This is a genomic window from Streptomyces sp. NPDC007896 (assembly GCF_042959425.1).
Taxonomy (GTDB): Bacteria; Actinomycetota; Actinomycetes; order Streptomycetales; family Streptomycetaceae; genus Streptomyces.
Genome location: NZ_JBIBKX010000022.1, coordinates 77,132 through 89,936, shown reverse-complemented (window position 1 = coordinate 89,936; position 12,805 = coordinate 77,132). Strand labels below are relative to the sequence as shown.

General features: G+C 71.6%; 11 protein-coding genes and 1 pseudogene. 6 read left to right on the top strand and 6 right to left on the bottom strand.

The features are described from left to right. Positions 1-16: 16 nt before the first annotated feature. Together ACFZDJ_RS46300 and ACFZDJ_RS46295 are read left to right on the top strand one after the other, a co-directional pair. Positions 17-1,042, top strand: a complete 1,026-nt coding sequence (locus ACFZDJ_RS46300) for an oxidoreductase (RefSeq protein WP_391068435.1) — start codon at positions 17-19, stop codon at positions 1,040-1,042. Positions 1,043-1,127: 85 nt separating this feature from the next. Next, positions 1,128-2,768, top strand: coding sequence for an ABC-F family ATP-binding cassette domain-containing protein (locus tag ACFZDJ_RS46295; protein WP_384914938.1), 1,641 nt, complete (start codon positions 1,128-1,130; stop codon positions 2,766-2,768). Position 2,769: 1 nt separating this feature from the next. Here the strand turns inward: ACFZDJ_RS46295 and ACFZDJ_RS46290 are convergent, their stop codons facing one another. The 3 genes from ACFZDJ_RS46290 to ACFZDJ_RS46280 form a co-directional block, all read right to left on the bottom strand. After that, positions 2,770-3,339, bottom strand: a complete 570-nt coding sequence (locus ACFZDJ_RS46290) for a putative glycolipid-binding domain-containing protein (protein ID WP_391068433.1) — start codon at positions 3,337-3,339, stop codon at positions 2,770-2,772. Between the two features lie 105 nt (positions 3,340-3,444). Continuing rightward, positions 3,445-5,844, bottom strand: coding sequence for a Tex-like N-terminal domain-containing protein (locus tag ACFZDJ_RS46285; protein ID WP_391068431.1), 2,400 nt, complete (start codon positions 5,842-5,844; stop codon positions 3,445-3,447). An 88-nt stretch (positions 5,845-5,932) separates the two neighbouring features. Continuing rightward, positions 5,933-6,799, bottom strand: coding sequence for a hypothetical protein (locus ACFZDJ_RS46280; protein ID WP_391068428.1), 867 nt, complete (start codon positions 6,797-6,799; stop codon positions 5,933-5,935). 145 nt (positions 6,800-6,944) lie between these two features. Between ACFZDJ_RS46280 and ACFZDJ_RS46275 the strand changes: the two genes are divergently transcribed. Together ACFZDJ_RS46275 and ACFZDJ_RS46270 are read left to right on the top strand one after the other, a co-directional pair. Then, the gene (locus tag ACFZDJ_RS46275) at positions 6,945-7,898 is read left to right on the top strand and encodes a DJ-1/PfpI family protein (RefSeq protein ID WP_390928880.1); all 954 of its coding nucleotides are present in this window, start codon (positions 6,945-6,947) and stop codon (positions 7,896-7,898) included. Positions 7,899-7,947: 49 nt separating this feature from the next. Next, on the top strand, positions 7,948-8,583 hold the full coding sequence (locus ACFZDJ_RS46270) for a DJ-1/PfpI family protein (RefSeq protein ID WP_390928878.1): 636 nt from the start codon (positions 7,948-7,950) through the stop codon (positions 8,581-8,583). Here ACFZDJ_RS46270 and ACFZDJ_RS46265 read toward each other — a convergent pair. Beyond that, complete coding sequence (locus ACFZDJ_RS46265; protein WP_391068425.1) at positions 8,573-9,403, bottom strand: enoyl-CoA hydratase-related protein; 831 nt, start codon at positions 9,401-9,403, stop codon at positions 8,573-8,575. The two genes, ACFZDJ_RS46270 and ACFZDJ_RS46265, sit on opposite strands and share 11 nt — an antisense overlap. Positions 9,404-9,469: 66 nt before the next feature. On the opposite strand from ACFZDJ_RS46265, the gene ACFZDJ_RS46260 reads away from it, so the two are divergent. Then, positions 9,470-10,054 (top strand): DUF308 domain-containing protein, encoded by a 585-nt coding sequence (locus tag ACFZDJ_RS46260; RefSeq protein ID WP_391068422.1) that lies wholly within the window; start codon positions 9,470-9,472, stop codon positions 10,052-10,054. 221 nt (positions 10,055-10,275) lie between these two features. Continuing rightward, complete coding sequence (locus ACFZDJ_RS46255) at positions 10,276-10,782, top strand: ATP-binding protein (protein ID WP_168518148.1); 507 nt, start codon at positions 10,276-10,278, stop codon at positions 10,780-10,782. 33 nt (positions 10,783-10,815) lie between these two features. Here ACFZDJ_RS46255 and idi read toward each other — a convergent pair whose 3' ends face one another. Then, complete coding sequence (gene idi, locus ACFZDJ_RS46250; protein ID WP_168513696.1) at positions 10,816-11,409, bottom strand: isopentenyl-diphosphate Delta-isomerase; 594 nt, start codon at positions 11,407-11,409, stop codon at positions 10,816-10,818. Between the two features lie 374 nt (positions 11,410-11,783). Continuing rightward, positions 11,784-12,536: pseudogene (locus ACFZDJ_RS46245) on the bottom strand (class I SAM-dependent methyltransferase); the annotation flags it as partial. Positions 12,537-12,805: the final 269 nt, after the last annotated feature.

Here is a 12,805-nt window from a genome sequence, read left to right as displayed (position 1 = left end):
TGGGGATACTCACAGCATGTCTGCCGAGTACGCGACCTTCGGCCTGGCACCGGCGATGCGTGCCGGTGGAGTCCTCGCCAACGGTGACTACCAAGTGCACCGGGACTTCGTCGACTTCATCGTCGACGGCCGCCCGCTGCTGTACCAGCTCTCCGACCTCGACGCGGTGTCCCCGCTCGCCTCCGACGTACCACCCGCCATCTTCACCGCCCAGGTCCGAAGCCTCCTCCTGGAGGCCGAGGCTCCGCTCGACGACGGCCGCTACGTGATCTACGGCTGTCCCGAGTGCGAGGGCATCGAATGCGGTGCCGTGACCGCCGTCATCGAGAAGGACGACTCCACCGACGACTACGTGTGGCGCGACTTCGCCTGGCAGACCGGCGAACACGCCGATCTGGAACTCAACGGCTACCACGGGATAGGGCCGTTCCGCTTCCAGGGCGCCGAGTACCGCAGCGCCCTGAACTCGCTGCTCCTCGGCGACCCCGGGGCGCGCCGCCGGGTCCTGCTCATCGGCGCCAGGGTCGCCGTGCTCGCCAAGCTCGCCGCCGCCCTGCGCACCATCGGCATCGGTGCCGACATCACCCGCGACGCCACCGACGTCCCCGGCGAGGAACTCCGCGGGTACGGAGCGGTGGCCTTCGGGCGCGCCATCGGCGAACAGGAGCGCGCGGCCGTACGGCGGTCCTTCGAGCGGGCCGGGGTCGAGGTCGCCTACGTCGACGGCCTGGCCCCCGTCATCCCGCTCCTCGTCGCCCAGATCGAGCACGCCCTGGACCGCAGTCCCCAGGAGCGGCGCCGCCTCACCCGCCTGGTCGCCGCCGACGGCGAGGCGGGCATCGAGGTCACCTCCACCTGTCGGGTCCAGATCACCGCGTACCGCCTCGACCGGCTGTACCGCACGCACGCGCAGGAGGTCTTCGACGGGATTCTGGAGGCGGGCAGACACCGGATCGCCCTGGACGCCAAGGCCGTGAAGGGGGAGTCCTTCCTCGTGGCGCGGACCTCGGGGAGCGTGCTGGTGGAGGCGATGGCCCACTGAGCGGGCCGCATGGAACAGGGGGTGAGGCCCCGCAGGGAAACGGGGGCGCAGCCGGGGCGGCCGGGCCGTTAGGATCGGCCTCCTGATGACTGCCACTCTCGTCGCCAAGAACCTCGCCGCCGGACACGGCGACCGCTCGCTCTTCTCCGGGCTCGACCTCGTGGTCGCGCCCGGCGATGTGATCGGACTCGTCGGTGCCAACGGCGCGGGCAAGTCCACCCTGCTGCGGATGCTCGCCGGACTGCTCACGCCCGAGGAGGGGGAGCTGCGGCTGTCCCCGCCGTCGGCGACCGTCGGGCATCTGCCGCAGGAGCCGGAGCGGCGGGAGGGCGAGAGCGTCCGGGAGTTCCTGGCCCGGCGCACCGGTGTGGCCGAGGCCCAGCGCGTGATGGACGAGGCGACGCAGGCACTCGTCGACGGCGCGCCGGGCGCGGACGACGCGTACGCGGAGAGCCTGGAACGCTGGCTCGACCTCGGCGGCGCCGACCTCGACGAGCGCGCCGAGGAGGTCGCCGACACCCTCGGGCTCGGCGTCGACCTCGACCAGCCGATGACGTCGCTGTCCGGCGGCCAGGCGGCCCGCGCCGGACTCGCCTCCCTGCTCCTGTCCCGCTACGACGTCTTCCTGCTCGACGAGCCCACCAACGACCTGGACCTGGAGGGCCTGGAGCGGCTCGAACGCTTCGTCTCCGGGCTGCGCGCGGGCACCGTCGTCGTCAGCCACGACCGCGAGTTCCTGACCCGCACGGTCACCAAGGTGCTCGAACTCGACCTCGCCCAGCAGCAGATCACCCTCTACGGCGGCGGCTACGAGGCCTACCTGGAGGAGCGCGACACCGCCCGCCGGCACGCCCGCGACGACTACGAGGAGTACGCCGACAAGCGCTCCGCCCTCGAAGGCCGCGCCCAGATGCAGCGCTCCTGGATGGACAAGGGCGTGAAGAACGCCCGACGCAAGGCGAACAACGACAACGACAAGATCGGCCGCAAGTTCCGCAGCGAGGCCAGCGAGAAGCAGGCGTCCAAGGCCCGGCAGACCCAGCGCATGATCGAGCGCCTGGACGTCGTCGACGAGCCGCGCAAGGAGTGGGAGCTGCGGATGGAGATCGCGGCCGCACCGCGCTCCGGCGCCGTCGTCGCCACCCTGCGTGACGCCGAGGTGCGGCGCGGCGACTTCACCCTCGGCCCCGCGACCCTCCAGATCGACTGGGCGGACCGGGTCGCCGTCACGGGCGCCAACGGCGCGGGCAAGTCGACCCTGCTCGGCGCCCTGCTCGGCCGGGTCCCGCTGGACGCCGGTCACGCGACCCTCGGCTCAGGCGTCGTCGTCGGCGAGGTCGACCAGGCCCGCAAACTCTTCCACGGCTCCGAGTCGCTGCTCGACGCGTTCAGCGCCGCCGTCCCCGACACCGAACCGGCCGAGGTTCGCACCCTGCTGGCCAAGTTCGGCCTCAAGGCGGAACACGTCCTGCGCCCTGCGGCCACCCTCTCCCCGGGCGAGCGCACCCGCTCGGCCCTCGCCCTCCTCCAGGGCCGTGGCGTCAACCTCCTCGTCCTCGACGAGCCGACCAACCACCTCGACCTGCCCGCGATCGAACAGCTGGAGTCGGCGCTCGACTCGTACGAGGGCACCCTGCTGCTCGTGACCCACGACCGCCGCATGCTCGACGCGGTCCACACCACGCGCCGGCTGGAAGTGGCGGCGGGCAAGGTGACCGAACGCTGATCTAGGCCGTGGCCATCCGGCGCGCCATCGTGGGGTAGTCCACGACGTACCCCTCCGCGTCGAACTCCACATCACTGCGGTGGTCACCGGACGAGAAACGCACGCGCCCGCCGTCCCCGGTGCGTCCGAGATGTGTGTACGTCTGCGCCGACGCCCGCACGGCCAGGTCCGGCACCGACACCCAGGCCATCAGGAACTCCCGCTCACCCGGCGCGAGATGCAGCCCGTGGCGCAGCACCGGCATCGTGTTGGTGAGCGGGCACAGGCCCAGGTCGCAGTCGAGGGCGCCGCCGAGGTCGGGCAGCCAGTCCCCGTCCGCCGTCCAGTGCCCCTCACCGTCGTGCCGCAGGTCCAGCGAGCGTGTGCCCGAGGCCGTCTCGGCGCTCACACACAGCCGCCGGGTCACGAACCCGTCGACGGTGTCGAGCTCGTAAGAGATCCAGTACGGCTCGGGAACCGTCCCGACGGCACGCCCGCGCGCCCGCAATGAACGGGCGCCGGACGCGATCCAAGAGGTCTCGAGACCCTTGCTCTCACTGACTTCCCAGGTGATGACGCGCGAGCCGGTCATACGGTCACTTTAGGATCCGGGGCCAGTGCAGCGCCCCGAAAGGGGCGCGGGGAACTGCGCGCTCAGCCACGAACGACCCGCAGTTCCCCATGTACCTTCAGCCGCTCAGCGCCTGCCCTTCTTGGGATCGACAAGCCCCGCACGCCGCAGCGCGTCGGCCATCGCACTGTTGGCCGGCGGCGGAGCGGCCTGCCGCGAACCGCCGCCACCGCCGCCTCCGCCCGCCCCGCCCCGCGGCTGGCGCTGCTGCTGGCGCTGCTGAGGAGGCCGTCCACCCCGCTGCGGACGCCCACCCCCACCCTGCTGGTCCGACGCGGTCGCCTCGTCGTCGAGCCGCAGCGTGAGAGAGATCCGCTTGCGCGGGATGTCGATCTCGAGCACCTTCACCTTGACGATGTCACCCGGCTTGACCACATCGCGCGGGTCCTTCACGAACGTCTTGGACATCGCCGAGACATGCACCAGACCGTCCTGGTGGACGCCGATGTCCACGAAGGCCCCGAACGCGGCCACATTCGTGACCACCCCTTCGAGCACCATCCCGGAGGCCAGGTCGGAGATCTTCTCGACGCCCTCCTTGAAGGTGGCCGTCTTGAAGGCGGGCCGCGGGTCGCGCCCGGGCTTCTCCAGCTCCTTCAGGATGTCCGTGACGGTCGGCAGACCGAACGTCTCGTCCACGAAGTCGGTCGGCCTGAGCGAGCGCAGCATACCGGTGTTGCCGATCAGGGAGGCGACCTCGCTGCCCGCAGTCTTCACCATCCGCCGCACCACGGGGTACGCCTCCGGGTGCACGCTGGACGCGTCCAGCGGGTCGTCCCCGCCCCGGATGCGCAGGAAGCCCGCGCACTGCTCGTACGCCTTCGGGCCGAGCCGGGCCACGTTCTTGAGGGTGGTACGGGACGTGAAGGGGCCGTTGGCGTCACGGTGCGCCACGATGTTCTCCGCGAGCCCGGAGGTGATGCCGGAGACGCGGGCGAGCAGCGGGGCGGAGGCCGTGTTCACGTCCACACCCACGCCGTTCACACAGTCCTCGACCACCGCGTCCAGGGACCGGGAGAGCTTCACCTCGGACAGGTCGTGCTGGTACTGCCCGACGCCGATGGACTTCGGGTCGATCTTCACCAGCTCGGCCAGCGGATCCTGGAGGCGGCGCGCGATGGAGACGGCGCCGCGCAGCGACACGTCCATGTCGGGCAGCTCCTGCGAGGCGAACGCCGACGCCGAGTACACCGACGCCCCCGCCTCGGACACCATCACCTTGGTGAGGTTCAACTCCGGGTGCTTGGTGATGAGTTCACCGGCGAGCTTGTCGGTCTCGCGGGATGCCGTGCCGTTGCCGATCGCGATCAGCTCGACCGCGTGCTCCTTGGCGAGGCGGGCGATCTTGGCGATGGCCTCGTCCCACTTGTTGGCCGGGACGTGCGGGTAGATCACGTCCGTCGCGACGACCTTGCCGGTCGCGTCGACCACGGCGACCTTGACACCCGTACGGAAACCGGGGTCGAGACCCAGTGTCGCGCGCGTGCCCGCCGGGGCGGCGAGCAGCAGGTCCCGCAGGTTCGCCGCGAAGACGTTCACCGCCTCGTCCTCGGCGGCCGTGCGCAGCCGAAGCCGCAGGTCGATGCCGAGGTGCACGAGGATGCGGGTGCGCCAGGCCCAGCGGACCGTGTCCGTGAGCCACTTGTCGCCGGGACGGCCGCGGTCGGCGATCTGGAAGCGATGGGCGACGATCCCCTCGTACGAGGAGGGACCGGGCTGCTCGGAGGGCTCCTCGGGCTCCAGGACGAGGTCGAGGACCTCCTCCTTCTCCCCGCGCAGCATGGCGAGGATGCGGTGCGAGGGCAGCTCCTTGAAGGGCTCGGCGAAGTCGAAGTAGTCGGCGAACTTGGCGCCCGCCTCCTCCTTGCCGTCCCGCACCTTGGCGGCCAGGCGCCCGCGCACCCACATGCGCTCGCGCAGCTCGCCGATCAGGTCGGCGTCCTCCGAGAACCGCTCCGTGAGGATCGACCGGGCGCCGTCCAGCGCGGCCTGCGGGTCGGCGACGCCCTTGTCGGCGTCGACGAAGGCCGTCGCGGCGGCGAGCGGGTCGACCGACGGGTCGCCGAGCAGGCCCTCGGCCAGCGGCTCCAGCCCCGCCTCGCGCGCGATCTGCGCCTTCGTGCGCCGCTTCGGCTTGAACGGCAGATAGATGTCCTCGAGCCGCGCCTTCGTCTCGGCGCCCCGGATCTGCGCCTCGACCTCCTCGGTGAGCTTGCCCTGCTCGCGCACCGATTCGAGGATCGCCGTGCGCCGCTCCTCCAGCTCCCGCAGATAGCGCAGCCGCTCCTCGAGGGTGCGCAGCTGCGCATCGTCGAGCATCTCGGTCGCTTCCTTGCGGTAGCGGGCGATGAAGGGCACCGTCGACCCGCCGTCGAGCAAGTCGACGGCGGCCTTGACCTGCCGCTCCCGTACGCCGAGCTCCTCGGCGATCCTGCCTTCGATGGACCCTACGAGGGGTGTCGTCACGATCCCGTACCGCCTTCTCCACTGAGGTTGCGCGGCAATTGTGGCAGGTGACACCGACAACGGGGGATCAGGGCGCCGATCGGCGCTGTCAGCCCTTGCCGGTCATGCCCTCGGGGAACGCGCCGGCCGCCAGCGCCCGCATCAGGATGCCCCGCGCCAGCTCGGTGAGGCGCTCCACGCCCGCGGCGCCCAGATGCTCGTACGGTGCACGGTCCAGCCGGTCCGTGCGGTCCTCGATCTCCTGGCGCAGGGCCACCCCCGCCGCGGTCAACTCGCCCTCCGCGTCGAGCAGTCCGCGCTCGCGCAGCCGCTCGACCGCCGCGTCCCAGTGCGTCCGCGACCAGCCGCGCGTGCCCAGTGCCCACTTCGGGGCCATGCCCTTGCCGGTCGCGGTGTGGCTCACCAGGGCCTCGACCGGGTCGAGTTCCGCGTCGAGCAGCGCCGCGAGGTGACCGTCGCCCCGGTGCTCGCGCAGCAGCGTCGCGCCGTGCCAGAGGGCGAGGTGCGGCGCGTCGGGCACGGGCAGGTCGGCGTGCGCCGCGTACAGCGGACGCGCGGTCCTGGTGCAGGCCTCCGCGGCCCGAAGGGCGAGCTCCGCCGCCTCGGCGACCTCCTTGGAGGCGAGGACGTCCTCGCCGAGGAGACGTCGCCAGGTCGCGTCGACGGCACGCGCGCGTGCCGCGAGGACGGTCTCCGGGGACGCCTTCTCCCACACCTCGGGCACATGCCGGGCCACCAGCTCATGGCGGAAGTTGTAGAACGTCGCCGTCACCGTGCCGGGACCCACCGGCCCCATGGCAGCGGCCCGTACGGCGAAGTACGCGCCGTTGCTGTCCTCGATCCCGAGGGCGGCCAGCTCCCGGCCCAGGTCCGGCGAGAAGTAGTGCGTCGAGTGCAGCGGGTTGAGGACGTTGTGGCAGCGCCGCCCGGCGCGCTCCGGCAGAGGTGTGGTCATGCCCGAATGTTACCGACTAGTCGGTACGCCGGGAAGGCTGGAGGGGCGATGGGGCGATGGCAGGAACGGTGCGGGTGGGGTGATGGCAGGAAAGGTGGGGTACTCGTCATTGCGGCCATCACGCGGGCCGCCAAGAATCGAGACCATGCGAACCGTTCTGGTCGTCCTCTTCGACGACGTGCAGAGCCTCGACGTCACGGGCCCCATGGAGGTCTTCGCGGGCGCCGAGGCCTTCCGCGGCGGCTCGTACCGCATCCACACCGCCTCCCTGGACGGCGCACCCGTGCGTACCACCAGCGGCCTCACCCTCGTCCCGGACCACACCCTCGCCGACGCGCCCGTCCCGCACACCCTGCTGGTCCCGGGCGGCCGGGGCACCCGGCGCCCCGACCCCCGGCTGACCGACTGGCTGCGCGCGCACGGGCCGCGCGCCGAGCGCCTGGTCTCCGTCTGCACCGGCGCCATCCCGCTCGCCGAGGCGGGCCTGCTGGACGGCCGCCGCGCGACGACCCACTGGGCGTACTGCGACAAGCTCGCCCGCGACCACCCGGCCATCGAGGTCGACCCCGACCCCATCTACGTGCGGGACGGACAGGTGTCCACCTCGGCCGGCGTCACCTCCGGCATCGACCTCGCCCTCGCGCTCGTGGAGGAGGACCTCGGCCGCGAGGTCGCCCTGTCGGTCGCCCGTCACCTCGTCGTCTTCCTGCGCCGCCCGGGCAACCAGGCCCAGTTCAGCGCCCAGCTGGCCGCGCAGACGGCGCGGCGCGAACCGCTCCGCGAGGTCCAGCAGTGGATCACCGAGCACCCCGGCGACGACCTGTGCGTCGAGTCGCTCGCCGCCCGCGCCCGGCTCTCGCCCCGGCACTTCGCCCGCGCCTTCCAGACCGAGACGGGCATGACCCCGGGCCGGTACGTCGACCGGGTCCGTCTCGAACACGCCCGGCGCCTCCTGGAGGACACCGCCGACGGAGTCGAGGGGATCTCCCGCGTCTGCGGCTACGGCACCCCCGAGGCGATGCGCCGTGCCTTCGTGAAGACGCTCGGCACGGCACCGGCGGAGTACCGGCGCCGCTTCCGCCCCGCCCCCACCCGTTGACCGGCCCTCACCTGACGACCCTGGCCCACTCACCCGTGGAAGGAACTCGATGCAGATCGCCATCGTCCTCTTCGACCGCTTCACCGCCCTGGACGCCGTGGGACCCTACGAGACCCTCGGCCGCCTGCCCGACGCGGAGACCGTCTTCGTCGCGGAGCACACCGGCCCCGTCCGCAACGAGAGCGGCAACCTGGCCCTGACCGCCGACAGGACCCTGGCGGAGGTGCCGCACCCGGACATCGTCGTGGTCCCCGGCGGGCCGGGCCAGACCCCGCAGATGGAGAACCGGGTCCTGCTGGACTGGCTGCGCGCCGCCGACGCCACGAGCACCTGGACGACCTCCGTGTGCACCGGCTCTCTGCTGCTGGCCGCCGCCGGGCTGCTCGAGGGCCGCAGGGCCACCTCGCACTGGCTGGCCCTCGACCACCTCGAGCGGTTCGGTGCCGAGCCGACCGGGGAGCGGGTGGTGTTCGACGGGAAGTACGTCACCGCGGCCGGCGTGTCGTCCGGCATCGACATGGGGCTCGCCCTGCTCGGACGGATCGCGGGAGACGAACACGCACAGGCCGTACAACTGCTGACGGAGTACGATCCGCAGCCGCCCTACGACGCCGGGTCACCCCAGAAGGCTCCTGCACATCTGGTGGCGGAGTTCCGGGCGAAGAGCCGCTTCATCATGGAGTAGTCGCGGTGGAGGACGGAGCGGTCCTGGTGGACGACGGTGTGGTCGTGGTGGCCGGCCGGCTGGTTGTGGTGGACGCCGGTGTGGTCCAGGTGAAGCGCGGCGGCCGGCGCTCCAGGAACGCGGCGACGCCCTCCGCGGTGTCGTCGCTCCCGCGCGCCTGCTCGGCCCAGTACGCGTCCCGGTCGGTCCGCCCATGGGCGAATTCCTTGGCGGACGCCTGCGTCAGCAGCGACCGCGTGGCCAGGACGCGGCTGAACTCCCCGACCCGCTTGCCGAGTTCGCCCTCGGGCAGCACCTCGTCCACCAGACCCGTGCGCAGCGCCCGTTCGGTGTCGATCAGCTCGCCCGAGAACAGCAGGTACTTGGCGGTCGCCGGACCCACCAGTGACACCAGCCGCCGGGTGGCCGAGGCGGCGTACACGATCCCCAGCTTCGCCGGCGTCACTCCGAACTGCGCGCCCTCCTCCGCGAACCGCAGATCGCAGGCAGCCGCGAGCTGGGATCCGCCGCCGACGCAGTACCCGCGGATCGCCGCGAGCGTCGGCTTGGGGAACGCGGCGAGCGCCTCCTCGGCGTTCACGGCGAGCCCTTGCGCCTCGTTTGAGGAGCCCCGCAGCGTCGAGATGTCGGCCCCCGCGCAGAAGGTGCCGCCCTCGCCGGTGAGCACCAGTACACGGACGTCCGGGTCGGCCGCGAGCCCGTCGAGCAGGGGCGGCAGCGCCCTCCACATGTCGGCCGTCATCGCGTTGCGCTTGGCCGGGTGGTGAATGACGACGGTGGCGACCCCGTCGCCGACGCTGTGCAGCAGCTGCGGCTCCATATGCCGGATGCTATCCGCAACCCTCGAACGTACGATCAAGAAGGGGCCGGGCGCGAGGAGGCGCTGATGGCCAGGACCACGGACAGGGCGCCGAACGACGCGACCACGAAACTGAACCGCGGCTTCAGCTGGACCGCCGCGTTCGGCGTGGTCCTGGTGATCGCGGGGCTCGTCGGGCTCGTTTACACGGGCGTCGCGACCCTGACCTCGATGATCCTTTTCGGCTGGCTGCTGCTGATCGGCGGAGCGGTCGGACTGTTGCACGCGATTCAGGCCCGCGGCACCACCTTCTTCTGGCTCGGGGTGGTGGTCGCGGCCCTGAACATCGCGGCCGGTGTGGTGGTGATCCGCCGCCCGGACGCAGCGGCCGAGGCGCTCACCATGTTCGCGGCCCTGCTGTTCCTGACCGGCGGGGTGTTCCGGCTGGTCGGCAGCCTCGTGGTGCGCGGTCCGCAGTTCGGCTGGACGCTCCTGCAGGGCGCCTTCGACCTGCTCCTCGGCATCCTGGTGCTGGACAACTGGCCGAGCAGCAGCAAGTACGTGATCGGCTGCTTCTTCTCGCTCGCGCTGCTCTTCGACGGGCTGGGCCTGATCGCCACCGGCTTCGGCGGGCGGCGCATCGTACATCTGGTCTCGGGGCGCGGCCGCTGACGGACGAATCGGGCGAGCCCGGCGCCCAACCCGTACAACCCGAATAGTTCTCGAAGCAGACACCACACAGACAGGAGCGGTCGCGCGGCCGACAGTGCCATGCGTCAACGGTCAGAAGCCGTCGATAGTCGCTGACTTCTGTTCAGGGATGCGGTCCGGACCAGCGCGTTACCAACACTCGACGTGTGGTGACAATCGAGCGCAAGGGTGGCGACCGGACGATGGAGAACCACGGGCGGGGGTTCGACTCCCGCCCTGAAGGCGCCGGGGATGTGCCTCCCGATCGGAGACCGCCGGGCCCGCTGCCGTACGAGGGGGTGTGGCGGTTCACCGCTCCCGCCATCGACGCCTCGGTTCCGCAGGCACGACACGCCGTTCGTGACCTGCTCTTCCGTCAGCAAGTGCCCGTCTCGGACGACCTCGTCCACGGGCTTTTGCTGATCGTCTCCGAACTGGTCACGAACGCCGTACGACACGCGGCACTGCTCTCCCCGATGCTTGCCGTGGAGGTGGCCGTAGGGTCCGAGTGGGTGCGGGTCTCGGTGGAGGACAACCACCCCTACCGTCCCACCGCCCTGGAGGCCGACCACGGCCAGACCGGCGGCCGTGGGCTGCTGCTGGTGCGGGAGGTCGCCAGGGAGTCGGGCGGGGTGTGCGACGTCGAGCACACGGCGAGTGGCGGCAAGGTGATCTGGGCCGCCCTGCCGCTCACTGTGAGCATCGTCTAGCACCCTCGGGGAGTCTTCGCGCGGACGGGTCCGTCACCAGCCGGCGGACGGGCCCGTCAGCTCTCTGATCGCCGGGCGGGCCGCGTCCAGGACCGTCATGAACCACGCCGAGAAGGGGTCCTTCGCGTGCCGCTCCATGAGTTCGGCGGCGGTCACGAACGCGGTGTCCCCGACCTCCTCCGGATCGGGGCGCAGCGACGACTGCACCATGCCGACGAAGAGGTGGTTGTACTCCTGCTCCACCAGGCCCGACTCCGGGTCCGGGTGGTTGTAGCGGACCGTGCCCGCCTCCGCGAGCAGCGAGGGCGAGACGCCGAGCTCCTCGTACGTCCGCCGGGCCGCCGCCGCGAAGGGCGCCTCGGCGGGGTAGGGGTGGCCGCAGCAGGTGTTGGACCAGACACCGGGGGAGTGGTACTTGCCCAGGGCGCGCTGCTGGAGCAGCAGCCGGCCGTGCTCGTCGAAGAGGAACACGGAGAAGGCGCGGTGCAGCTGTCCCGGTGGCTGATGGGCGGCGAGCTTCTCCGCCGTGCCGATCGTGTTGCCGTCCTCGTCGACCAACTCGAGCAAGATCGCTTCAACGGTGCCGTTCGACGAACTGTGCGTCGCGGTGGCAGGTGTGATCGGCATACCCATCCTTCGCATCGGTCTTCGAGCCCCAAGTCTGCCGTACGAAACCGGCACTCCCGGCACTTCGCGGCTCCCCGCATGTCCCGTTCCGGGAGCCCGGAGCGGGACACGCGGCCGACGTCTGTCAGTCACCGAAAGCGGCCGGACACTTGATCGTGCCCGGTGCCACGGACGGGGAACCGTCCAGGACAGGGGGCATCAGATGTTCGCCGGGACCCCCGGAGGCGGTGCCCGTCCGGTCCGTCGAACCCGGGCCGGATGCCGTAGTCCTCGGCCGGTTCACCGCGGTGCGCGGCGCACCCGCCGTACGGCGACGGACGCAGGCGCCGACGCGGGCACCGGGCGGGCGGGAGGCGTCAGTCGCCGACGGCGACCGGACGCAGGACATAGCCCACGTAGCCGTACTCCCTCCCGTGCTCGCGGCGCATGGCGATCTCCGCCCGTGCACCCGCCACCGCCTCGGCCATGCCGGGCCTGGTGACATCGGCCACGTCGGCGTGGACGCCGAGCGCGTCGTAGTACTCGTCCCAGTCGGACTCCGGCTGGAGATACACCCCCAGGACGGAGTACCCGGCGTCGCGCGCGACCCGGGTGTCCTGGTCGGTCGTGCGCAACGAGTCGTCCTCCCAGAACGCACGGGCCTGGTCGGACGGCGTGTCGGTGGTCCACACACACTGGGTGAGGACCAGCGTGCCGCCGGGGGCGAGCAGCCGCCGCCAGCGGCGCAGGGCGGTGTCGAAACCGATCAGATAGGCCGAGCCCTCGGCCCAGAGCAGGTCGAACGAGCCGTCGGGGTGGGCGAGCTCCCCCATGTCCCCGTGGACGGTGTCGATCGAGGCGGTCAGCCCCCGGGTCTCGGCGGCCGTCCGCAGTTCGTCGAGGAACGGTTCGTGCAGGTCGACGGCCGTCACCTCGGCCGCGGCCTCGGCGGCCAGGAGCAGCGCCGAGCGGCCGGGGCCGCAGCCCAGGTCGAGCACGCGGGGACGGACGGGCAGTGGGCCCGCGAGTGAGAGCAGGTGACGGGTGGTGGCGTCGGAGCCGGGGCCCTGCCGGGGCAGTCGGTGACGCAGGGTGAAGAACGCCTCGTGGAGGGCATTGCGGTCGGACGAGTCGTGATGCTCGGACAACGTGGGAAACCTTTGGATGCGGGGGCCCGGGCCGCCGCGCACGCCGCTCGGCGTGGGTCAGCCGTGGACCCGGAGGATGGGGACGCACCTGTCGCCGCGCACAGCGGCACCGAACGCGACAGTCATCAACCCACCTCTTCCTCGGATTTCCGGCCACGCTAGCACCGGGGGCGCCGACCACGCCCGCGAATTAAGAGCCCGCCGGTTCGAAAGTCTTTCGAGAGCCCGCCGGATCAGGAGCCTCGTGAGAGCCCGCCGGATACAGGAGC

Bases quoted from the DNA above. Each gene is read 5' to 3' on its own strand.
- ACFZDJ_RS46300 (WP_391068435.1), top strand. From the start codon at position 17: ATGTCTGCCGAGTACGCGACCTTCGGCCTGGCACCGGCGATGCGTGCC.
- ACFZDJ_RS46295 (WP_384914938.1), top strand. From the start codon at position 1,128: ATGACTGCCACTCTCGTCGCCAAGAACCTCGCCGCCGGACACGGCGAC.
- ACFZDJ_RS46290 (WP_391068433.1), bottom strand. From the start codon at position 3,339: ATGACCGGCTCGCGCGTCATCACCTGGGAAGTCAGTGAGAGCAAGGGT.
- ACFZDJ_RS46280 (WP_391068428.1), bottom strand. From the start codon at position 6,799: ATGACCACACCTCTGCCGGAGCGCGCCGGGCGGCGCTGCCACAACGTC.
- ACFZDJ_RS46275 (WP_390928880.1), top strand. From the start codon at position 6,945: ATGCGAACCGTTCTGGTCGTCCTCTTCGACGACGTGCAGAGCCTCGAC.
- ACFZDJ_RS46270 (WP_390928878.1), top strand. From the start codon at position 7,948: ATGCAGATCGCCATCGTCCTCTTCGACCGCTTCACCGCCCTGGACGCC.
- ACFZDJ_RS46265 (WP_391068425.1), bottom strand. From the start codon at position 9,403: ATGGAGCCGCAGCTGCTGCACAGCGTCGGCGACGGGGTCGCCACCGTC.
- ACFZDJ_RS46260 (WP_391068422.1), top strand. From the start codon at position 9,470: ATGGCCAGGACCACGGACAGGGCGCCGAACGACGCGACCACGAAACTG.
- ACFZDJ_RS46255 (WP_168518148.1), top strand. From the start codon at position 10,276: ATGGAGAACCACGGGCGGGGGTTCGACTCCCGCCCTGAAGGCGCCGGG.
- idi (WP_168513696.1), bottom strand. From the start codon at position 11,409: ATGCCGATCACACCTGCCACCGCGACGCACAGTTCGTCGAACGGCACC.